Origin of the sequence: Bacillus sp. 2D03, from assembly GCF_003946765.1 — a bacterium.
GTDB classification, from domain to species: Bacteria; Bacillota; Bacilli; order Bacillales; family Bacillaceae_G; genus Bacillus_A; species Bacillus_A cereus.
In genome coordinates, this window is record NZ_RPSJ01000003.1 from 390,027 (window position 1) to 412,293 (window position 22,267).

Below are 22,267 nucleotides of genomic sequence, written 5' to 3' on the forward strand. Positions count from 1 at the left end.
CACCTTTCTTGTAGTCTTATTACCAAAATATAGATCCAAGTTTGTGTGTTACTTTTTTAACTCCTTTTTTAGCAAGATCAATTGCATTGTCTTCTCCTCCTAAAAAAGACCATTTTTTATTAATTGCCCATGTAAGTCCTACGGCAACACCAGCTCCAACCACAGTTCCAAGCGGCGGAAGGAAAAACGATCCTGCTACAGCTCCAGCTGCCATCGCTCCAGCATTTGCTCCAATATCTACAGCTGAATCTGTTGCTATATCAGCTACATCATGTAACTGCCAACCATCATCTTTAGTAGCGTCTACAACATTCCCTCCGACTGACACAACAGCCCCAAAAATACCTGCTCCTTTTAATACTGTGGCCGGTTTCCCCATACCTTTAAACATTTCTTTCCATTTCCCAGGATGTAAATCCTTTAAACCGTCTGCATAAGCAGTCTTAAATGCACTCAATCCTCTCTCCCCAATTGCAGTAGGCAATCCTTTCTTCTCCCAATCAACGTGGAAATCTTGATAACTTTGAAACTCTGGTAATTTTAAAATAGTTTTTCTTGCTTTTTTTATTTGTGAATTTGTTGTTTTTAAATTACCAAATTCAAATTCTAATTTATTCTTGATAAATCGAACTAAAACATCATCATTATTATCCATTGTAAGGATTTTTGCTACTTTAACCAAATCTTCTTTCTTTAATGTCGATAGTTCATATACTCCTTTCCCTTTTCGACCTTTAGGATCAAAAAGGACGTCTAAAGCATAATTCTTTTTAACATAATGCATGCGTATATAGGAAGCTAAAAGAGCCTTAGTTCCCTTAACACTAATGTCGAATTTGGTCATTGTATCTGCCATTACCTTAATGATATTTCCAATTGCCACGCTAGATATAAGTTTCCCTATTGAAGCGATAGACAAATTCCCATTATTCACTTTTATTTGCTTCATTCCCTCATCTATCTTACGCATTAATTCATCAAACTCTTGCAGGTCACTTTGCTTACTGTTATAAGTCTCTAATTTTTCTAATGTATCACTAATTTCTTTTTGGCTTTTTACAGCGCCTTCAGTGATGCTTGATGATGATGGATATTGAATTGCGACGATGTCACTAATCGTACCTACTGTTTTTTTCGCCTCTTCATTAGAGTAGCTAAACCCTTCACTATATCGATTAACTTTTTTCTTTACATCATCCAAATAACTTCCATGAATTTTTGCATCTGCATCACTGTCAACCTCACTGTTAAACTCCTCTATTGCTTTTTGAAATTGATTTTTTAACATTTCCGTTGTAACTGTAAATCCCGTGATAACAGCTCCATGAACTGTAGATAAATGATTCTTAATAGTATCAGCAGCTTTCCCTTGAAAAGAGTTAATTTGTGTAAAGTCCTCTATTTTTTGTTGCAATGTTTCCAAATGTTGATTTAACTCTTCAGCACTTGAATTAAACCGCTCTTGCAGTTCTTTTACTTCTTGTAACTCTATGATTTTGCTCATATTTTCTCCCTCCTATCCCTTTACATAGCACGGTGAGCTGAACTGTCTTTCAAATCTTTTCCCAGCTTTTCATCTTGCTGAACCATTTCTTGTCCTGTTTGCTGAATGCTACTAATATCCTTTTGTAGTATTTGTTCATATTGCTGCACTTTTTTCGATAACTTTTCAATCGCTTCACAATATTTTTTCAGTTTACTTAAATTCGTACGATGTAACTGCATACCATTAAATTTAGTCTTACCTAAATCACTAGCACCACTTTTCAAATCACTTACTTTCGCATCAAATACCCCTTTATTTAATTTAATTTCCCCCATTTATCATTTCCCCGCCTTCTGTACTTCTACTTGAATACTAGCGTCAACCATTGAAACACTTCTACTTAGAGAAAGAATACTAGACTCACATGTAGCGATTTCTCTTTCAAGCCGCCGTATAGCTTGATCGATGTCTTCTTGCACTCTCCCTAGTTCTCCGATAAACTTCCCCAAATTCGAAATGACTTGTTGTTCATACGTTTCTTTAAAAGTAGTTGCTCTTTGCCCTTTCCAACTACTCTCGTTTATTTCTAAAGACTTAAATTGCTCTTGATTTTGTTTAATTGCTTCAAGATTATTTACAAATTTCCCCTTAGCAGTTATTAGCCTTCGTAGTTTCATTTGTAATTCAGCCAATTGCCCTTGTTGATGACTTATACTACTTAATAAACCAGATTTTTGACTATTTAATTCCTCTATCCCCATGCAAATCCCCCCTTAAATAGTTGGCACTTTAATTCTAGTGGCAAAACGATTTTCAACAAAATACCCTTCAAATGGATTTAATTTTGTACTACTTAAATCTTTATTAGATACATCGAAGACCATTTGGCCTGATGATTTTCTAAGTAAAATAACATGAGATTGCGTTTTTATTGTTTTTGAAACTAAGTCGTATCGACTGTCAATTGAATCAACATCACAGCCAATTACGAAGTGGATGCCCATAAATGCACCATTTGTTATTAATTCCGCTAAACTATATATATCGCTATCTTCTAAATTACTTAAAATATCATTTACATCTGCAATTACGATTACAATCGGCTTAAATTTCTTAATAAATTCTGCCGGGTTCACTGTTTCACTTGATGCTTCCTGCTCCTCTTTAAACGCCGCTTCTCTCGATTTATAAGCGTTTGTAACTTGTTTAATCGTTTTCTCAATTCCTGTTTTTTCAGCTACATATAAAGCAGCGCTCTCTCTATAGTTTGAGAAATTTCGTGTTCTTGTATCAATTAAACCTAGGTCAAAGTGTCCACTGTCTGCTAACTGTTGAAGGAATTGATGAACTACATTTTCAACTTCATCTTTCTTAATTCCCCCTACAACAATATTAGACGCTTCCGTTAAATCTAATTCGAGAGGCGTAACGTTTTCTGTCTCTACACCAAATGTTAGTTTGCCTGCTTCAATAATTTTTCTTGTTTCTGGCCATGCAATGAATTCCTTGTATTCCAGAACTTCAGGTACCATAGGAATTGCTTTCGGTCTTTTTCCATCCCAGAAGGAATCCATCTCTTTTCCTTCAGCTTGTATATTTTCAATTCGAGTAAGGACATCTTCTCCATTTGTCGGTAAAGCTGTTTGGAAGATTGTTGGTTCGTCAATTTTAACTAAACCACGGCCTGCTAATTCTTCAATTTTTAAGTCTGTTCTTCCTACAATAGCTCTAGATTCTGCCTCATCTATCATATATAGAGCAATTTGTAGTTTAATATTTGTATTTACTTGTACTCTCAATGCATTTTGACGTGTAGCCGTAAGCATTAAATGAATTCCTACTGCTGCCCCTTCACGTACAATTTGTGCAATAATGCGTTCAAAGTCTTCGACAAATCCAGCTTCTCTAACAGCATCATAGTTATCTAACGTAATTAATATTGTTGGTAATACTTCTTTACTAGCTCTCTCATACATTTCAAGACTCGCAACACCATATTTACTTAGCAATTGCTTTCTATCTTTTAATAGGTCTTCTATGCGACGAAGAAATTTCTCGCATTTTTCAACTTGGTCTAATGTAATGATGTCTGCCACATGCGGTAAAGATTTTAATGGCATTAAGCCATTTGTTCCGAAGTCTAATAAATACACATGCAAATGCTCCGGACTATGCTGACGAGCTACATCCATAATGACTGATTGTAAGAATGTTGATTTTCCGTAGCCTGGACTTGAGAAGACCGCTACGTGTCCGTCTTTACTAATATCTAGTGTTAATGGTGTTTGTGATTGTAATTCAGGCTGATCTAGTAGGCCAATTGTTGCTTGTAATGGTTTCTTTTCTTTCGTCCATGCTTCTTTGAACTGAATAGCATGTAAGTCTTGTAAATATACGCTTTCTGGAAGTGGTGGTAACCACGGTCTTGCTAATGCTTCAATTTCATTTATTTCTGCGTAATCGTGAATGTAGTCAATAACAGCATCCAGTTCAGATGGTACGCTTATTACTTCTTTACTGCTACCAAGTCCACTTAAATCTTCACTTAATATTTCATATTGTCCTAGATCATTTATTGCATAGATTGTTGCGTCTAAATGTTCTTTATCCTCTTTGTTTTCTACATAGTCTGCTCCGCTCCAAGCTGATTGGAATAGTTCATAAATTTCATTATTCCCAACTTGTAAGTAAGCACGTCCTGGTAATGTAATTTCAGCGGCATCTGGCGTTTTTAAGATTTCATTACTATCTGACGTATTTTGAACTTTTAGTGCTAGTTTGAATTTCGAGTTACTCCAAATTTGATCATCTACAACACCACTTGGTTTTTGCGTAGCTAATATTAAATGAATTCCGAGTGAACGACCGATACGCGCTGTTGAAACTAACTCTTTCATAAATTCTGGTTGTTCTGACTTCAGTTCCGCGAATTCATCACTAATTAAAAATAGATGTGGCATCGGTTCACTTACTAAGCCTTCTTTATACAGTTTTTGATACTGATTAATATGGTTTACATCATTTTCGCCAAATAATCGTTGTCTTTTTTGTAATTCAGCTTTAATTGATGCGAGCGCTCTCATACTTTGTGCTCCATCTAAGTTCGTAATTGTTCCTAATAAATGCGGTAAGTTTTTGAATAAATTCGCCATTCCGCCGCCTTTATAGTCAATTAGTAAAAAGGCTACTTCGTACGGGTGAAAATTGACTGCTAGAGATAAAATATACGATTGTATAATTTCCGATTTACCTGAACCTGTTGTACCTGCTATTAATCCGTGTGGTCCGTGTGCTTTTTCGTGTAAGTTTAAGTTTACGATATCTTCTTTACCACGTAATCCAAGTGGTACAGCTAAAGATTTATGCGCTGCATTTTTCTCCCAACGACTTGTGATATTCAGTTCTTTTACTTTTTCAACGCCGTACATTTCTAAAAATGTTACGCTTTCTGGAATACTATTTTTTAAGTTTTGCAAATGATTTAATGGTGCTAATGCCCGTGAAATATCTTCTAAATTGAACCCTTTCGGTACGTGATTTAGTTTAAATTGACGGTTAACAAGCTCTCCTTGCTCTAAGATGATGTTCCCTTGTTTTGCATCTCTTATATCTATTACCGTTTTCACATGCTCCGGTAAACTTTGCATAACATCTTGTACAAATACAAGTGATACACCTAATTGACTCGGATCATCATTAAAGAATTCCATAACAACATGGTCTAATATTAGTTTTTCATCTGTAATGAGAACGACATAGTGCGGTGCAAAGTACATTTTTTCATTAGTAGAACTTTTTTCATCTAGTTTTAATTTTCGTTCTTTCAATATTTGATACAAACTATTTAACACTTGATCACGGCTACGATCATGGTATACAAATCCACGTACATTTATATCGCGAACACTTCCATGAGGTAACCAGCGCATCCAATCCCATTTTTCTTTTTCTTCTTCCGGAAAAATAGTAATAAACTGCAAGTCATAATAACTATGGAATAAAGCCGTTTGTGCAACTAATAATTGTAATTGCTCTAACACTAAAGAGCGTTGGCCAATATAACCGACTGGTCCATTCATTAAATCTGTTACAACTGGTACATCTTCCAATGATAGATAACGCTGTCTTAGTTCACGTGCTATATCGATTAATTCATCTTTCGTTTGACTAAACTCTTCTTCATTAAATTGAATTTCAAAACTCGTATTAGCTTGTCCTGTTCCAACGCTAAATGTTAAGAAATCATGATGTAACATTGTTTTTTCATAAATTCTAGGATTTACTTGAACTGCCATATTACGTATTACTTCTACATTTGGATTGTGATAATGTAATGCGTGACGCTGTTTTTCACTTTCTGCATGTAAATCTTTCGTTTTTTGTTTTATATACTCTCTATAGCTTTTATCTCGTTCAACAATGTCGACTTTATATTGCTTCAAATTTTTAATATACGATGTGACAGAAACAATGATTGTTACTAATGTCATCGCAATCGATGCGATAATAAACATTCCATATTTCATGAAAATAGCAAGTAATACAGTTACCACAATCATGACAAGTGAAGGTGCAATGATTCTTGCTAAATGCTCCGTTGGTTTTGATGGCATACTTGAAGGCTTTGCAATTGTCATTTTCTCTTCTGGTTCACGGTAAATAATACGTGGTGAACGATGATAGTCTGGATAACCACTTTGATAATTTGTTTCTGATTCTACTAAAATAGGTAACGCAGATTTCACTTTATTTTCTGAAGAAAGTACTTGAATGTCTTCACTACCAATCTCCAATAAAATACCATCAAAATATAATACGTCTCCTGATTCCAACATAACGCTATCTTTTAACTTCGTATAATTATGAAATACATCCCCGCCATACACGTTCACTTTAAAAGAATCGTACAACGTTTCGCGAGATAGCATTAAATCGACACTAGTCCCGGTAATAGAAATATCATCGTAATCGTTTTGACTCACTGTAAGAGAATGTTTCGTTCCAATATCAAACACTTTAGTTGTGCCAACAATAGATATAAAGATTTTCAAGCTCACATCTCTTGTTTTCCCAATCTCAATTTCCTTATTGAATTCTATTAATTGATCCTGTACCATCCAAGCATTTGCTTCATTATTCCACTTTAACTCTACCTCTTGTTCTAAACTTGGATTCGTAATATCATTTGTCCACTCTTTTCCAATCGACACTATTGATTGCTCATTTGGATGTAATGTGCACTTATATATTTTGTCTCCATAAGTCAATACTAATAGTTGCTCCATCCGTGTTCACTGCTCCTTTTCAACTGTCTCATCAAGTGCTTACTCTTTTTTCTCTGTGTCCGACAAATTTTTATCGTTTGATGAATTGCCATATTTCTTTTTATATTCATCTAATTGTTGCTCATATGTTTTTAACTTTTGATCACGTTCTTCCCCTGATAAATCTGGATTATTTTTCAGTGATTCAATTTGTTTAACAAGGCCGTACATAATAAGCTGAGGATCATCAAGTGTCTTAGCTAAATCTAATGATTTATCAAAATTACCTTTTCCGTTATACATCCAATACAGCAAATACTTTTCATCACTTTTCAAACTAATATTTTTCATAATCGATTTCTTTTGAGCTTCACCTAGTTTTTCAGCTGTAATGTATGCGAATGCTAACTCATACTTAGATGCAATCGGTAATGATTCAAACTCCTCTTCATTCAATTGCGTAATGACTTTGTCATAATCAGTTGCTATGAAACTTGCATTTGCTTCTAACAATTTATTTTGATAAGGAAATTTTATAAAAGTGAAATATATTAAAGGAGCAGCTAAAATAACTGTCGCCGCTATGAAGGAAAAAGCTAAGTATTTAAATGATTTGTAGCTTTTTTTAGGTACTAACTGCATATTTTTTTCTGTTTTTGTTTGTTCCTTCTCAAAGCTGTCATCAAGAAACTGCAGTAATGCATCTAAGCTTTCCATTTGAGCAACGGTCTGTTCAAATGTTGTTTCTTTTGCATCTTTTAGTAACCCAGCATACAAATCATCAAAGTTATGTTTTTGGGAGAATAAAGCAATAATTAGACACTTATATTGTGTTAAAAATTGCTCTTCTAATAACGGGGTTGGCGGAACAATATCTCGAATTCCTCTATGTATAATACTTGGTATTAAATTAGCATTAAAAACTATATTGTCTGGATGTAAAAAGAACGTGATTCGTTTATTTAAATATTTACGAAACTGCGCAACATTCCGAAGTAGTCTTAATTTCTCATTTCTTCCAAAACGGCTAAGATCGTCCCACTTATATAATTTTTTATCTACTTGATATAGAAACGTAAACATATCATCCGTTTCTTCTATTGTTAATGGTACAAATTCAGATGATTCGCCCGTAATTATATCGAATTGACGGAAGTCTTTTATACGTGTTTGAGATTTGGTCATCTCCAATTTCCAATTTTCTTTTTCTATTTGAAATTGATAGTTCATTGCATCAATTTGAATTATTTTTTCCGTCATGTTTATCCTCTTCTCCTTTTCTTTATAACCCGTAATAACTTATTTTCAAATAACTAAAAGTAAAAAATATTCTTTATAAAACTTGCAAAATATCTCCATCTGTTATTTGGTGATCAATTAAACGATCATTATCTGTTAAAACAATTGACTTATTTTTCACTTTAATTACAAAATGTGAACCTTCATGATTATCAATCTTTAGCGTATCTAATAAGTTTTTTAATAAATATTTAATAGATTGATGATTCGGAATACGCAAATCATATGTATTTCCATTCCATTTACTAAAATCTACTGTCACATTGATATGTGTTTGTATTGCCATCGCTTTACCTCCAACTTTTACGAAGAACCGTATAAATACCGATGCAAATAAGTAGAATGCCGCCGCCAAATAATAATATTATTGTTATACTAATTGGCTCTTCATTCATTGTTTCATTACTCGCTACTTCATCTGCACTTTTTCTGACAATGTATTCACTGCTAAACAAACTATTTTTCGTATCTTTAACACTATTATTCTCTTTTGGTTTTGTAAAAAGAGAATCTCGCAAAGCTTCCATATCTTTTTGTTCTTTCTTTTTCTTTTTCTCAATTTCTTCTTCTATATCTTTGTTAAATAACTCAATCGATGCTTTATCTAATTCTGTTTCCTTATGTTCCTTTTTATTTTTTTCTTGGTCGCTTTCTTCAAGTCGATCCACTTTAAACTTAATCTTCCCATCATCACCAAGATAACTGTCAGCCGCGCTCCTTATCGGTAGCGCGACAAACAGTAAAAGGATAGAGAGAAATGATAACTTAGCCACTATGCTCCATTGTTTGATCATTTACTTCTTTTTCCTCCCATTTCTTATGCCATACAAATAGATTACTAACCAATCCAATAATGGCAATTACAAACAATACGACAAAAATAACTTTCCCAGTATCTTTACCACTAATAAAATCATTTAGAAAACTTTCTATATACTGAAGCGGTGAGAATTGACGTATCTTTCCGACAGACGACATTTGATCTACTTTACTTCCAACTGCCTCAGTTAAAAATAGGTACATGCTTAAAAATACTAATAGTATAAACATTCCTACCATTTTTATTTGTCGTAATAAGTAGGTTGAGACTAATACAAACGCCATCATAATAAATGTGATGAACGCAATCCATAGTAAACTTTGATCCTGACCGAACTTTAAAAGACGCCCAGAAATGATACCTATACTAATCCCTTCCACAATTGATATACCGAAAGCTACTACTGTAGTTGGTACATTCATATCAATTAATGAGAATTTCTCTTCAAAATGATCTGATTGCATTCGTTTCTTTTCTTGATTCGCAATTGCGTATGCTGTAAATAATGCAACAATGAAACAAGTTAATACAATTAAGTATGGTGTAAAAGCATTTCCTGCTACAATTACTCCATCATTTTGCTTTTGAACTGGACTAGCTAAAAAGTCATATAGCATCTCATTTTGACGATCTCCAATACGGCTATTCGCTAAAATTTTCGTAAAGTTTTTGGAGAATGATTTATCATCTTCCATTTTCTTCGTAAAGTCATTTAATAATAGATCAGCTTTTGAAACAATTGTCGTTCCGCTGTCTTGAATTTCTTTTGCTTGTCCATTAATTTGATCAAATGTTTTATATACATCGTCTGAAGTTGCTAAGCTATGCTTCGAACTTTCGACCAATGACTGACTTTGCATCATTAATGATTTAATACCAGAATCTAACGATAAAATAGCTGTTTGCTCACCAGCATGATTTGTTGTTAATACTTGCTGCTCTTCAACTAGCTTTAAGCTATTCTCACGCCATTTCGCTAAACCTTTTACATACTCTCCTAAATTTTCATTCATACTAGTTGCTTGTTGCGTCGTTCCATTTAATTTCTCCGCTAGTAGCATAGAATTTTGATCCGCACTAGTAATAGATTGTTGATAAGAGTTTATTTTTTGTTTTAAACCTGACATATCTTGCTTTATTTCTGTAGTAATACTTGATGAAACAAGATTTGAAATTAAATCAATTAAACTTTGTTTATTTAATACGTAGTACAAAGATTGATCCGTCGCAATTGCATCTAAACTTCCCTCTTCTAACTTAGGACCTACATCTTTCGTTCTTAAATCAATCCCATAATACATTTCGTAAAGGCTCATTAAACCTTGATAACTTTCGACTGTATCTACTGCTTCTTTTATTAATACACTAGATATATTTTTTGTTAATACTTCTGCTTTTTGATGTACTACTTGATTCGTTGTACTTTCAGTAACTTTACCGTTATCTGTTCCCGTTTCGCCTCCTGGATTTCCTCCGGTCCCGTTGTCTGTTCCCGTTCCGCCTCCTGGGTTTCCTCCGGTTCCGTTGTCTGTTCCCGTTCCGCCTCCTGGATTTCCTCCGGTTCCGTTGTCTGTTCCCGTTCCGCCTCCTGGGTTTCCTCCGGTTCCGTTGTCTGTTCCCGTTCCGCCTCCTGGGTTTCCTCCGGTTCCGTTGTCTGTTCCCGTTCCGCCTTCTGGGTTTCCTCCGGTTCCGTTATCTTTCCCCGTTCCGCCTCCTGGGTTTCCTCCGGTTCCGTTGTCTGTTCCCGTTCCGCCTCCTGGGTTTCCTCCGGTTCCGTTATCTTTCCCCGTTCCGCCTCCTGGGTTTCCTCCAGTTCCGTTATCTTTCCCTGTTGTGTTTTCCATTTTTTTAATAATAGGGTTTTTAGCACTGTGTACTAACGGCATTATGCCATACTGTGATTTATGAACCACATTTTCCACCTTGCTATTTTCCGTTTGTGTTCCTTTATCTTCTTTGTTAGGTTTTTCTTTTTCAGGACTAGTTTCTTTTGTATGAGTCCCACTCAATTCCCACTGCCACATTACAGGAGAGAAAACATCTATATTGATGTTTGGATCTTTTAACTTCACATGCAGATCAATCTTTATATCCCCTTCATTACGAGGAGCTATTGTAATTTCTCCTGCTTCGCTTTGAAGAAAATCACTTGTACGATCCACATCATCAATATATAAAGCTTCTGTACTTCCATCTAGTTTAAATTCTTCTGGAATCTTTATCTTCAAAATTTGCGGAGATTCCATTTTAATTACTTTCGCAGTATCACTAAATGTAATTCCCTCTGTATAAAGTCTATCCTTTACTTCTTTAATAGCGTTTCCTAAAGATATTTTATTTACAGGATCATAATAAAAATTATTTTCTTTATTATATTTTTTTGTAAATTGAATTACATTTTGCAGTTGTAATTTCGTCGCATCTGGTAAATCGCTTTGACCGATTTCTTCCATGTTTAAACTAGGTAATTTCGCAATTAAATTCTCGATTTGTTTCTTTATTCGAGCATCTGGTTGTTTCATTAATGTATTTATGAAGATTTCTTGCTTTCCATCATTCGACATAGATTGCTTTAACTTCTTAATTACCGTCTCTTGAATATCACTTTCTAACTTTCCTGCAAGTTCTGTATCATATTCAGATACTTGTTTTTTTACATCTGCTAAATATTTTTGAATCGCTGCAGCATCAGTTAAAATATTTGGTTCTTTCTCTGAAAACGTAAATTGATTTGAAATACTTTTATTAGCGGATTCCAATGCACTTAATTGCTTTAAAGCATCGCCTGTATTCATATCATTCATATATTGATTGAATTGATTTGTGAAATTATTCGCTAACAAATTGTTATCAGTTTGCATTTTTTGAAAGTTATTAAAACCATCTAAGTACGTACTGTTAGATTTATTCCCTTCATCTAACGCTTGACCGAAACCTTTTAAAACATCCTGAAATCCTTTGAAACTATTAACAGAAACACCTGTATAATCTTGTACTGTTTTAAATTGATTTGTGTAATTTGCTAACGGACTATGTATATCTTTTTTATACATAGTTGTTTGAACGTTTCCTTTTTCAATTATTTTACCTATATTATCTTGTGCACCTTGTAGCTTACCGATAATACTCGCAAAATAAACGTCGATTATTTGCTTATTGAAATCTTCTAAAATAACAGAAGCTGTATTTTCTGCCTCAGCTTTCAAATCCTTATTCCCAGTTGCATTTACTTTGTAGTTTAACGTTAATTTCTCCGGAATCTCTGAATCAATCGCAACTGCTTTCCTAGAAAAATCATTTGGAATAACAATCATCATATTGTAATTATTATTTTTCAATCCATTTTCTGCTACCCCGCGACTAACTACGTACCATTCTTGTTTCGTATTTTTATTTACATTTTTAACAAATTGATCTCCAAATGCTATTTTATTGCCCTCAAATACAGTGCCCTGATCTTCATTTACCAACGCAACTGTCATTTTTGGTGTAGTATTCTCATTAGCTTTCTTAACATTTTGATTTAATGCTAAATAGGAGACCCCTGTCGATAGTACAAGAGCTAAAATAATAAACAACAAGATGCTCCATTTGAACTTTTTCACTACTTATCACTCCTGCGACTGCGAGTCTATCTGATGAAAGACTTCGTATCTTACTCTAGTTTTAAAGTAATTTAGCCATACAACGTATGGTTGCATGGCTAAATTATATATTTCTTTTTATCTGTCTTATTGTAGACCGAAATTACGAGAAAGATCTTCGTCATGTCTAGCAACAGCTTCTGCAGTTTTATTAAGCTGCATATTAATTTCTTGTAATAGCTGTGCGAAGTTTTGTACTTTTGGCTTTAATTGATTGAACTGTTGGTCAAAACCTTCGAAAGCACGACCTTCCCATTCTCCTCTTAATTCATTTTGTAAGTTTTGTAGTTGACGTAAAATGTCCTCAATTTGATTTGCACCTTGGCCATATCGAGTCGCTTTCGATTTAAGCTCCTCTGGTGACATACGAATTTGTCCTGCCATTATTAAATCCCCCTTAAAATTAAAAAATAGTAAAATTAACCAATAATCAATTCTACAAATTGATTATATCAATAATTTAAAAATTTCTAAACAAAAAAATGATATTTTTCCAAAATTTCTCTTTTACTATAATAACGATATATTATATAATACTAATTTATTTGTTTTTTAAGCACACTCTATAAATCTACTATAAAATAAAGGCAAACCATCTATTTTATACTTATTCGCTTTAAATTCCAGCGATAAAGTAGCCACTAAATCATTATTTTCTCTTCTCTCATTCAGACTATTCTACTCACTTCAAAGTCATAATTACCTGCCTTTCAACAAACCCAAACTCTTCGTACATCTCTTTTGCAAAATTCCCAGCAAATACATTCAACCGAATTTCTAAATACTTCTCCTTTAATTCCTTAATACCAGCTTCCATCAGTTCTCGCGATAATCCTCTCCCGCGATATTCTGGGAAAACGTACAATTCATATATAAATCCAAGTTTTTCACGAGAAAAATAGTCTGTATTTTCCCCAATTAATATCCATCCCATTACTTTATTTTTTTCTTTAACGATTAAATAGTATGCTCCTTTTTCTACAATCGGCTTTGTAATTTCAATCGCTTTCTCGGTACTTAATTGACAATTGCCTCTCGTCCCTTCAAAAAGCGATTGAGCCGCACATTTTAATATTTCATTGGTATCTTCTTGATTCGCCTTAATTATCATTTTTACAACTCCCCTTGAATAATAGGCATTACTATCGCTTGTTCAAGATTCTCCGCTTCCATAACAATTGCTGTTAATCCGTGTTCTGTACTTGTTTCATGGAGCTCTCCCTTTTCCCAAAACACAGCTTGTCCCGCCTCTATATTTATCTTTTCTTTATTTACCCCACATACATATCCTGCTCCTTTCACAATAAGAAGCAGTTGAGATACAACTGCTTCATGATTACCGATGATTCCATTCTCGTGTAAATGCATAACACCGATATGTATATTCCCTCGATGGTTTAATATTTTCGACATGATGAAATTAGATTGAAATACTGATAGGTGCTTTCCTACTTTTTCACTAAAATCAAAAATTTTCATTACTAGTCCTCCTTATACGTATAAAACCATCCTTACTGTCTGCATCATATGTCCTTCAAAGTCTTCTTCAAATTGCTCTAATTCAGCAAAACCTTTCGCTTCATAAAAGCGTTTTCCTTTTTCATTTGCTGCTTCTACATGTATGTACAATTTCCGTATCCCATTTAATGCTTTAATTCCTTTTTGTAATAAAGCACTTCCGATCCCTTTTCCTTGCTGATCTGGCAACAAATAAATCGCACCTAATTCCGCTTCGTTTTGTAGTCTAACAGGTGAAAAGTTCGCAAACCCTATTACTTCACCCTCTTCTTCCGCAACGAATAAATGTGTATTTTTAAGACGATATTTCATTTTTTCATCAGAATATGCCTCGTCTAAAAAACTATCTTGAATTTCTCTCGGAATAATGCCTTCATATGTATCATGCCAAGCTATTTTTGCTACTGATTGTACAGCATGAATGTCTTCTTGCTTCATTTCTCTAATTATATATGTCATCTCGATGTCTCCATTCTCTTTAAATTATATTCTGCTAATATACTAGAAGAAACGGCAAAACCATTTTCATAATTCACCTTAATTAATTTTAATTTCTCAATTGAAGCTGTTGCAAAATCAAACTTTCCATAAATATATTCCATTACACTTAAAAACTGCTTTGTATGTAATCTATTTGCAATTGTACAATGCGGAACCCATTTTCCCGGTACGTAATATGAATTTGGGTTGTCATGAAAAGTTTTAAAATAATCATGATAAGAATAATGAAGTTTTAACAATTCATCGGTAACGGTCGGCGCTAGAAAGACCGTTCCATTAGTAGGAAAAATTCCAACAGAAGGAAAAGTTACTGCATCCATATTTTCTTGAATAGCTACAAACTCCCCTAGTTTCTCAGTATACAAATGAACATCTAACTCATTATAATCCGCAATCGTTATATGAGGTTCTACTCCAGCTAATTGATTTGTTCCAATTACATTTGTTAATTCATTTTGCAATTCTGTAATTTTATTAGTAAACACACGATCAAATGTAGCAATAATAGCGTACAATCTTTCTCACCCCTTCGTTACACATAGCGCTTCCCATTCTTCACGAATCATGCCCATTCGAATAGAATCATAGTATGTTCCGTTATAATAACGACACTTTCGCATTCTACCTTCTAAGCTCATTCCTATTTTCTCCGCTACTTTCATCATTCGTTCATTACCAGACCAAGTCGTGAGCCCTACTCTACCAATTTCCATCTTTTCAAATAATAAATCTCGATATAACGTTAACGCTTCTGTACCGTAGCCACCATTCCAGTAAGTTGGATTATAAATAACAATTCCCATCTCCAACCAACGCGTCGGTTTATGCTCCCAATAAAATCCGACCGTCCCTATAATTTGACCGTTATTTTCTATAATTAAATTTGACAGTGGTTCTTCTTGCAAACGAGTTTGCATCTTCTCTTTATAGGAAGAGTATTCTTGCATTGAGAACGGGAAATATGGCGCATCCCATTTCTTCCATTCTGGGCTTTCTTCTTTAAATATGATATTCCATAATGTTTTTATATCCGATTCTTCTATTGTACGAATTGTAACTTTCTTCCCCTTTAATACAACGTTTTGCATAATTCCCTCCTGCATTCCTCTTTATTTCATATATAATTATAATATTTTTTCAGAAAAATCAAAACTAATATCATTTATTATATTGTATAATTTTGTTATTAGATACCAATTATTGATTTAGAAAGCTGGTGATTCAGTGAAGAATCGATTTAGTATTGCTTTATTTCTCACTATTGTTACGACAAATATTATTCTATATTTCTTCTTACCATCAAATATTGTTACGAAATGGGACTTTAATGGAACGCCTACATCAACAATGGATAAAAGCACTTTTGTAATCGTAAATATAATTATATGTTCCTTCTTATTCTTTGTATTTTTAGCTTTATCTAAAGCAGCGAGTAACCAGAAATTTCTCCATTGGATCGGCAACACAATGTTACTATTCTTATTTTTTGTCGATATTGTCATCGCCCTCATCGCTCTTGGCTTTTCACTTCCTCTTGATCATTTCATATTTTTAGCATTAGGGCTTTTATTTATATTAATAGGTTATTTCAGTTCCAAAATTGATACGACTAAATCAACCGTTTCATTAGAATGGAATGATAAGTACCTTGAAAAAAGAGCTTCAAATATTAGTAGTATTTCAATGATGATAGCAGGTATTTTTTTAGCGATACTTCCTTTTATCGTTTCTGCTCCCTATAGAGGTTATGCTATACTAGCAATTCTTTTAGGAATGACGCTTATCATTCTGCCGAGTACGATTTATTTACTTATTAAAGACAGCAAGCAATCTACTCCTTTAAAAAAATAGGAGGTTATATCCCTCCTATTTCAGCTTAATGTTTTATTTTTCACTTTTTCTATCTCAACTAAAATCCCTTTCTCTATCCAACCCTCTACGCCATCTTTTTTAATTAAATCATATCCTGAACAGCTATCATCAATGAGAGAAACGATATCTCCCTTCCTAACGCTTATTTGCGCACAAGAAATATCAGTTTTCACTGTATATTCACCTGACTTAAGTTGTTTCATATATTCATTTTTTACAGTGAGCACATTATTCGTTTCCTTTTGTTTACATACGGTGTAATCTTGCACCTTCTCGATAGGCTCTATGTAATAATACGGATATGTCACTCCGCCCTGCATTTCTGAATTCGCATTAAAATCCGCTATTACTTCGTACTCTGGAAAATAGTCTACATATGTATAAGAAAACGTATCGTCCGTTTGTTTCCTCTGAATAATAAATACGTTTAACTGCCCTGCTTCTTTAATTGCATTTCCTCCATCAATTGCAATAATTTTTTTCTCCTTATCAATAACTGGATTATTAGACGGTGCTTCTTCAGAATAGTTCACGACAGGCCAATGACCGACTATTACATACTTATTTGCTTTATGTGATTGATTGAAAAACTCCGGCATTGCTATCGCATTTTTGCGCTCAGTTTCTTTCCAATCTACTCTATCTTCTAGACCGGCATGCACAAAAATATAATCTTCTGTTTCAATCGCTGTTGGCAACTCTGTTAGCCAATATAGTTCTTGTGAAAATTCACTTAACAATGCTTCTTTCACTTCACGAATTGAAGTGCCCTCATGAACTGAAAAACCCAATTGCTCTAGCCATTCATTAAAAATTGAATGCTTCCTCGTACATAAATAATTAATAAGACCAGGATTTTCATTTAGAAGAGCATCAACTAAAACTTCACAATTCCCTTCAACAACGTGAACCTTTGAATTGTTCTTTACAAGATTCATAACGTAGTTTACTACGCCTACGCTATCTCGTCCTTTCTCGCAAAGATCTCCATTAATAATTAAATAATCTTCATCTTTAAAGTTAACTTTATGTAGTGCTTCTTTTAAAAGATTTAATTCTCCATGAATATCAGATATGACAATAACTCTAGCATCATTAGGGATTGATAGTTTCTTTATTTTTTTCAAGTATAAGCGCTCCAATCATTCTCTTTATTAAATTAAAACAATTCGACAAAATACACTATATAACCTTTTCAAATACATATACCATAACTTACAACCTATTTACGGTTCAATAATAACTTAAAAAATAAGAAGAAGCTGTTCCCAACTTTTGCAGGACAGCTTCTTCTTATTTTTTATAGTTCTTTATAAAAAGAATAACTCACCTTATCATACCCTTCTCTTTCATAAAAACGATGAGCATCAATTCTTGAAAATGCTGACGTGAGGACGATAGACTCACATTCGTTTTCCTTTCCCCAGTTCTCTATATACGAAAGTAATACTTTCCCATGTCCTTTTGAACGATGTGCTTCTGCTGTTACAAGGTCATATACGAAAACGTGTTTCTTATTATAAAAGTTCGTACAAATCGCTACACCTGCAAGGCTAACAACTTCATCATTCTCATTACGCAGCGAAAATAGTTTATAATTTTCTTCTTTCATATTTCGAAATAAAGAGCTTGTTTCCTCTTTTGAAAGTTTCATTCGTAATTGCTGTAAAACAGGTAATACTTCATGTAATTGCTCTTCTGTTACTACTTCTTTAACATTCATTTTTAACTCTCCTCTAACTATTTATTTAATTTTCTAAATGTTATATCATTATTATAGAAAGTAACTGCCCTTCACTTAAGTGACAGTTTAAGTGTTTTTTATAAGGCCAGTTTTAAAGGAGAGTTTTATATGGATTTTACTATCCCATTGCAATTACAAAGTAACACACCTATTTACTTGCAAATTTACGAATATATTAAAGCTGAAATTATACAAGGGACTATTTCTGTCGGCACACGTCTACCCTCACACAGAAATTTAGCATCACAACTTAATATTAGCCGCATTACTGTTGAATCAGCTTATCAACAATTATTAGCTGAAGGTTATGTAGAAAGTAAACCGAAACGTGGTATTTTTGTAGCAAATTTCGATATTGACGTTATCCCAAATAAAAAGCGAAATGCAGCAAAGAAGACGAGCAATTTGATAGACGAAAAATTTGAATATGATTGTAGCCAAGGACTTATTGATCAAAATACATTTCCGATTACAAATTGGAAACGAGCATTACAAGAATCCATACTTACATACGAAAATGCACTATTTGCCAAAGAAGACCCTCAAGGTGAATTCGCTCTTCGAGAGCATATATCAACATATTTATATCATTCTCGCGGTGTCCATTCTTCACCTGATCAAATTGTGATTGGCGCCGGAACGCAGCCACTTCTCTGGCTACTACTTCAACTGCTTGGCCCTACAAAAGAATACGGCATTGAAAACCCTGGATTTCACCGTATACACGCAATCATTAAAAGCTGTGATAGACAAATTCATCCCATACCATTGGATGAAAAAGGGATTGATATTTCTAGTTTATACAATACAAATTCCAATGTCGCATACGTTACACCATCACACCAATTTCCGCTCGGGATTATTATGCCTTTATCTAGAAGATTAGAATTGTTAAAGTGGGCTAATGATTGCAGCGGATACATTATTGAAGATGACTATGACGGAGAGTTTCGCTACGCTGGTAAGCCGACTCCTTCTTTACAAAGTCTTGATTCAAATGAACGCGTTATTTATATGGGAACTTTCTCAAAATCTTTTTTACCTTCTTTACGAATGGGATATGTTGTTTTACCACCACACCTTTTAAAAACATATCAAGAACTGCATGGAATTTTCAAACAAACAGTCGCTACAATACAACAACTTGCTTTTGCTAACTTTATACAAAGCGGGAATTGGGAACGTCACCTTAATCGGAGTCGTACACTATATAAAAGAAAACATCATGCGTTAGTAAAATCCATTATGAAAGAAATGGGGGCTAATGTTCAAATTCTTGGCGAACAGTCCGGACTTCATATTGTTTTATGTGTCCATAACAGTATGAATGAAAATGAACTGATTGAATCCGCTAAAAAACAAAGCGTTAAATTATACCCACTTTCTCCATATGATTTCGTGAATGATTTACGTAAGGAATCATACGTATTACTCGGCTTTGGTAGTATTCCAGAAAATAAAATTGAAACGTTGGCTACATTATTAAAAGACGCTTGGTTTCCTAGTTGCAAGGAAACTTTTTAACAGTGGATTTAACTTGTAACATGTTAACAATTCAACAAAATAAAAAAGAAGGCTGTCCAAAATAACTTTTTGGACAGCCTTCTTCTAGTTATTCACCTGACCTAGCTTTCCTTCCCGGACGTTTCACACCAGTCGTTTCTGTTGAATAGGAAGCTTCGATTATAGCGGCTGGATCTACAGAGAGAACGAGATCTTTCATTTTCGGATAAATGAATCGGTTTGTAATGCAATAAATGATTCTCTTATGCTCCCCTAAAAAACCACCTTCTCCATGTAGATACGTAACAGATAGTTGCAATTCTTTCATAAGTAAATCGCCTATTTCTTTATTCTTACCAGAAATAATCATAACGCTCTTACCTTGATTAATACCATCTAATATAAAATCAATCATCTTCGTAACAATATAGAAAATTGCTAATGAGAACATCGCTTGTTCGATTGAAAATAAAATGGCAACAAAGATGAAAATAACTGCATTTACTGCAAGTAAAAATGTACTAATCGGTACATTAAAGTGTTTATTCATCCAAACTGCTAACATTTCCGAACCGTCAATTGCTCCACCCATTTTAACAACAATCCCAACACCAATTCCAAACAGTACTCCACCATAAAGTACAATTAATAACTCAGAAGTCGTAATTGCTGGAAATGGTTTTAAATAAATTAATCCGAGTGTTGTAACTACATTCGCATAAGATGTACGGATAAAAAATTTCTTTCCCATTACTTTTGCAGTAAATAATAAAATTGGGATATTAATTCCTAAGAACACACCATAAAGCGGCAATCCTGCAACTTTATTTGCCATAATAGCAATAGCCGTTACCCCGCCATCTACTAATCCATTAGGTGCTAAAATAAGCTCTAATGAACCTGCTACTATAATTGAGCCAATTGTTAATAATACGTATTCAAATACTTTCTTCATTCATTACCCCCAAAACTTATATATTTTCTTAGTATTATTTTAACGTAATTTTACTACTAATTCAAAGGTATCGATTTATATACACAAAAGTTTCTCCTTTATCACTATTTTTATGTAACACATGTAACGCGTAATACTAAAAACACACTTACAAATTAAAAGTAAGTGTGTTTTTAACATCTATTTAATCTTTACGTACGGCTTCATTTTTAATTTGAATATTTCCTCAACTGCCCTTTGATATCCACCGGCATTTCTAAGCGACTCTCCCACTTTACGACTATTCTCCTTAAACGTCACATCATCCATTACTTTCTTTACAGTCTCACGTAATAATTCAGAAGTTAACTCGTTGCGATTAAGTCTTATTCCTGCCCCTACTTCAGTCAATCGTTTTGCAACGAATGGCTGATCTCCTGTTACCGGAATTACAACTAATGGAACACCGTAATATAACGCTTCACTCGAACTATTCATACCACCATGTGTCACGAATACATCAGCATGCTGTAAAACTTCTAATTGCGGGACATAATTATACAACTTAAAGTTTTTCGGGATATTTTCAAATTGACTTATATTTATCTTCTTACCAACGACTAATACGACTGTCGCATCAACATCTTTAAACGCTTCAAAACATTTTTCATACAAAGCAGGTTGTTCATTAAAAACTGTTCCCATAGAAATGAAAATCACTTTTTCATTTTTTAAATCTTCGGTAGGAAAACTCCCCACTTCTTTTCGAGTAGCAATTGATGGACCTACAAATTTATACGATTCATCAAATACCTCTGAACGCGGCTGATATTCTTTTGAAGTATATACAATCGTAATATCACCAGGATGGTTCATAATATCATACATACTATTACATTTCATTCCATACTGCTTATTCCATCTTTGCATTCCCGTTAAACAAGATTGATATAATGGATCCATTTCATCTACTTGTCTCGATTCTTGCTCATCATGAAAATTAATGTACTGATTAACAGCAAACGTTGTACAGGATGAAACGCTTGGTAATTGTAAAATATTCGCTATAATACGTCCTACTGGAAAATGATTATCATATATTAAATAATCGTATTTTTCCTCTTTTGTTTCTTCTACAATTTGAGTAACAATACGCTCTGATGCTTCAATCATATGAGATAGCATCGTCAAAGGGCTCCCACCTTCATTTACTCGTTCCATAATATTAATTTGAGAGAGAAAATTCTCAAACACTCGGAATTCCGCACCTGTTGCTTCAACCTTCTTTCTATAATCTTCAATACAATAAGAAACAACTGTTTCCCCCCGCTGAATTAACTCACTTACAACAGCTAAAGTTGGATTAATATGACCTTCCCCAGGAAAATTTATTACGAGTACATTTGCCATAACATTCTCTCCTATCCAATTAATATAATAAAATTAACAATTAATTATATTAATTAATTTAAGTCTATTATAAATGAATGCATTCTACTTCTTCATGCTTTTCTCTTCATTTTATTATTGAGAAATATTTTCTATAGTCTACATTATTGTGATTTACAATCTTATAAATGAATGCTTAATTTTACTTTTACTCTTCATAGATTTAAAGATACGAGTCTTACATTAAAGTATTACCACCATTATTTTTAGACAATTCATACAAAAATAGAGAA

General features: G+C 33.7%; 20 protein-coding genes. 2 read left to right on the forward strand and 18 right to left on the reverse strand.

The genetic code is table 11. The annotated features are described in order from the left end of the window. Positions 1-19: 19 nt before the first annotated feature. The 14 genes from EBQ15_RS10230 to EBQ15_RS10295 form a co-directional block, all read right to left on the reverse strand. Positions 20-1,504, reverse strand: coding sequence for a T7SS effector LXG polymorphic toxin (locus EBQ15_RS10230; RefSeq protein WP_000034619.1), 1,485 nt, complete (start codon positions 1,502-1,504; stop codon positions 20-22). Positions 1,505-1,524: 20 nt separating this feature from the next. After that, the gene (locus tag EBQ15_RS10235; RefSeq protein ID WP_000503887.1) at positions 1,525-1,821 is read right to left on the reverse strand and encodes a TIGR04197 family type VII secretion effector; all 297 of its coding nucleotides are present in this window, start codon (positions 1,819-1,821) and stop codon (positions 1,525-1,527) included. Between the two features lie 3 nt (positions 1,822-1,824). Next, positions 1,825-2,247 carry a YwqH-like family protein gene (locus EBQ15_RS10240; RefSeq protein ID WP_000510565.1) on the reverse strand — a complete coding sequence of 141 codons (423 nt, stop codon included), beginning with the start codon at positions 2,245-2,247 and terminating at the stop codon, positions 1,825-1,827. Positions 2,248-2,259: 12 nt separating this feature from the next. Then, a complete protein-coding gene (essC, locus tag EBQ15_RS10245; RefSeq protein ID WP_000436728.1) occupies positions 2,260-6,771 on the reverse strand; it encodes a type VII secretion protein EssC in 4,512 nt (1,503 codons plus the stop codon). A 39-nt stretch (positions 6,772-6,810) separates the two neighbouring features. Beyond that, positions 6,811-8,010, reverse strand: coding sequence for a type VII secretion protein EssB (essB, locus tag EBQ15_RS10250; protein ID WP_000136611.1), 1,200 nt, complete (start codon positions 8,008-8,010; stop codon positions 6,811-6,813). A gap of 73 nt (positions 8,011-8,083) precedes the next feature. Next, positions 8,084-8,335 carry an EsaB/YukD family protein gene (locus EBQ15_RS10255; protein WP_001007571.1) on the reverse strand — a complete coding sequence of 84 codons (252 nt, stop codon included), beginning with the start codon at positions 8,333-8,335 and terminating at the stop codon, positions 8,084-8,086. A 4-nt stretch (positions 8,336-8,339) separates the two neighbouring features. Continuing rightward, positions 8,340-8,843: a type VII secretion protein EssA gene (gene essA / locus EBQ15_RS10260; RefSeq protein ID WP_000595655.1), complete on the reverse strand. Its 504-nt coding sequence runs from the start codon at positions 8,841-8,843 to the stop codon at positions 8,340-8,342. Then, on the reverse strand, positions 8,815-12,474 hold the full coding sequence (gene esaA, locus EBQ15_RS10265) for a type VII secretion protein EsaA (RefSeq protein WP_033693061.1): 3,660 nt from the start codon (positions 12,472-12,474) through the stop codon (positions 8,815-8,817). Before esaA ends, essA begins: the two co-directional genes overlap by 29 nt. 126 nt (positions 12,475-12,600) lie before the next feature. Continuing rightward, positions 12,601-12,897, reverse strand: a complete 297-nt coding sequence (locus tag EBQ15_RS10270) for a WXG100 family type VII secretion target (RefSeq protein ID WP_000918601.1) — start codon at positions 12,895-12,897, stop codon at positions 12,601-12,603. 298 nt (positions 12,898-13,195) lie between these two features. Further along, positions 13,196-13,624, reverse strand: coding sequence for a GNAT family N-acetyltransferase (locus tag EBQ15_RS10275; protein WP_000584232.1), 429 nt, complete (start codon positions 13,622-13,624; stop codon positions 13,196-13,198). A 2-nt stretch (positions 13,625-13,626) separates the two neighbouring features. After that, positions 13,627-13,992, reverse strand: a complete 366-nt coding sequence (locus EBQ15_RS10280) for a hypothetical protein (RefSeq protein WP_000688080.1) — start codon at positions 13,990-13,992, stop codon at positions 13,627-13,629. Positions 13,993-14,004: 12 nt separating this feature from the next. Further along, positions 14,005-14,490: a GNAT family N-acetyltransferase gene (locus EBQ15_RS10285; protein ID WP_000221048.1), complete on the reverse strand. Its 486-nt coding sequence runs from the start codon at positions 14,488-14,490 to the stop codon at positions 14,005-14,007. Next, positions 14,487-15,047 (reverse strand): 2'-5' RNA ligase family protein, encoded by a 561-nt coding sequence (locus tag EBQ15_RS10290; RefSeq protein ID WP_000270887.1) that lies wholly within the window; start codon positions 15,045-15,047, stop codon positions 14,487-14,489. Before EBQ15_RS10290 ends, EBQ15_RS10285 begins: the two co-directional genes overlap by 4 nt. A gap of 6 nt (positions 15,048-15,053) precedes the next feature. Next, a complete protein-coding gene (locus EBQ15_RS10295; RefSeq protein WP_001181857.1) occupies positions 15,054-15,620 on the reverse strand; it encodes a GNAT family N-acetyltransferase in 567 nt (188 codons plus the stop codon). Positions 15,621-15,756: 136 nt separating this feature from the next. Here EBQ15_RS10295 and EBQ15_RS10300 point away from each other — a divergent pair, with 136 nt between their 5' ends. Next, a complete protein-coding gene (locus EBQ15_RS10300) occupies positions 15,757-16,383 on the forward strand; it encodes a DUF1648 domain-containing protein (RefSeq protein ID WP_001999660.1) in 627 nt (208 codons plus the stop codon). Between the two features lie 20 nt (positions 16,384-16,403). On the opposite strand, the gene EBQ15_RS10305 is transcribed toward EBQ15_RS10300, so the two are convergent. Both EBQ15_RS10305 and EBQ15_RS10310 read right to left on the reverse strand, forming a co-directional pair. Then, positions 16,404-17,531 (reverse strand): metallophosphoesterase, encoded by a 1,128-nt coding sequence (locus EBQ15_RS10305; protein WP_000721383.1) that lies wholly within the window; start codon positions 17,529-17,531, stop codon positions 16,404-16,406. A 173-nt stretch (positions 17,532-17,704) separates the two neighbouring features. After that, positions 17,705-18,127 (reverse strand): GNAT family N-acetyltransferase, encoded by a 423-nt coding sequence (locus EBQ15_RS10310; RefSeq protein ID WP_001101111.1) that lies wholly within the window; start codon positions 18,125-18,127, stop codon positions 17,705-17,707. A gap of 129 nt (positions 18,128-18,256) precedes the next feature. Here EBQ15_RS10310 and pdxR point away from each other — a divergent pair, with 129 nt between their 5' ends. Next, positions 18,257-19,672: a MocR-like pyridoxine biosynthesis transcription factor PdxR gene (gene pdxR, locus EBQ15_RS10315; protein WP_000348042.1), complete on the forward strand. Its 1,416-nt coding sequence runs from the start codon at positions 18,257-18,259 to the stop codon at positions 19,670-19,672. Positions 19,673-19,760: 88 nt separating this feature from the next. Here pdxR and EBQ15_RS10320 read toward each other — a convergent pair whose 3' ends face one another. Beyond that, positions 19,761-20,606 carry a YitT family protein gene (locus EBQ15_RS10320; RefSeq protein ID WP_000755125.1) on the reverse strand — a complete coding sequence of 282 codons (846 nt, stop codon included), beginning with the start codon at positions 20,604-20,606 and terminating at the stop codon, positions 19,761-19,763. A 180-nt stretch (positions 20,607-20,786) separates the two neighbouring features. Continuing rightward, on the reverse strand, positions 20,787-21,995 hold the full coding sequence (locus tag EBQ15_RS10325) for a macrolide family glycosyltransferase (protein WP_000024497.1): 1,209 nt from the start codon (positions 21,993-21,995) through the stop codon (positions 20,787-20,789). Positions 21,996-22,267 lie beyond the last annotated feature (272 nt).

Coding starts and splice junctions, on each gene's coding strand:
- essB (WP_000136611.1), bottom strand. CDS start 8,010: ATGACGGAAAAAATAATTCAAATTGATGCAATGAACTATCAATTTCAA.
- EBQ15_RS10320 (WP_000755125.1), bottom strand. CDS start 20,606: ATGAAGAAAGTATTTGAATACGTATTATTAACAATTGGCTCAATTATA.
- EBQ15_RS10255 (WP_001007571.1), bottom strand. CDS start 8,335: ATGGCAATACAAACACATATCAATGTGACAGTAGATTTTAGTAAATGG.
- EBQ15_RS10235 (WP_000503887.1), bottom strand. CDS start 1,821: ATGGGGGAAATTAAATTAAATAAAGGGGTATTTGATGCGAAAGTAAGT.
- essA (WP_000595655.1), bottom strand. CDS start 8,843: ATGATCAAACAATGGAGCATAGTGGCTAAGTTATCATTTCTCTCTATC.
- EBQ15_RS10310 (WP_001101111.1), bottom strand. CDS start 18,127: ATGAATGTTAAAGAAGTAGTAACAGAAGAGCAATTACATGAAGTATTA.
- EBQ15_RS10275 (WP_000584232.1), bottom strand. CDS start 13,624: ATGATAATTAAGGCGAATCAAGAAGATACCAATGAAATATTAAAATGT.
- EBQ15_RS10285 (WP_000221048.1), bottom strand. CDS start 14,490: ATGACATATATAATTAGAGAAATGAAGCAAGAAGACATTCATGCTGTA.
- EBQ15_RS10295 (WP_001181857.1), bottom strand. CDS start 15,620: ATGCAAAACGTTGTATTAAAGGGGAAGAAAGTTACAATTCGTACAATA.
- EBQ15_RS10280 (WP_000688080.1), bottom strand. CDS start 13,992: ATGAAAATTTTTGATTTTAGTGAAAAAGTAGGAAAGCACCTATCAGTA.
- EBQ15_RS10240 (WP_000510565.1), bottom strand. CDS start 2,247: ATGGGGATAGAGGAATTAAATAGTCAAAAATCTGGTTTATTAAGTAGT.
- EBQ15_RS10230 (WP_000034619.1), bottom strand. CDS start 1,504: ATGAGCAAAATCATAGAGTTACAAGAAGTAAAAGAACTGCAAGAGCGG.
- EBQ15_RS10325 (WP_000024497.1), bottom strand. CDS start 21,995: ATGGCAAATGTACTCGTAATAAATTTTCCTGGGGAAGGTCATATTAAT.
- EBQ15_RS10270 (WP_000918601.1), bottom strand. CDS start 12,897: ATGGCAGGACAAATTCGTATGTCACCAGAGGAGCTTAAATCGAAAGCG.
- essC (WP_000436728.1), bottom strand. CDS start 6,771: ATGGAGCAACTATTAGTATTGACTTATGGAGACAAAATATATAAGTGC.
- pdxR (WP_000348042.1), top strand. CDS start 18,257: ATGGATTTTACTATCCCATTGCAATTACAAAGTAACACACCTATTTAC.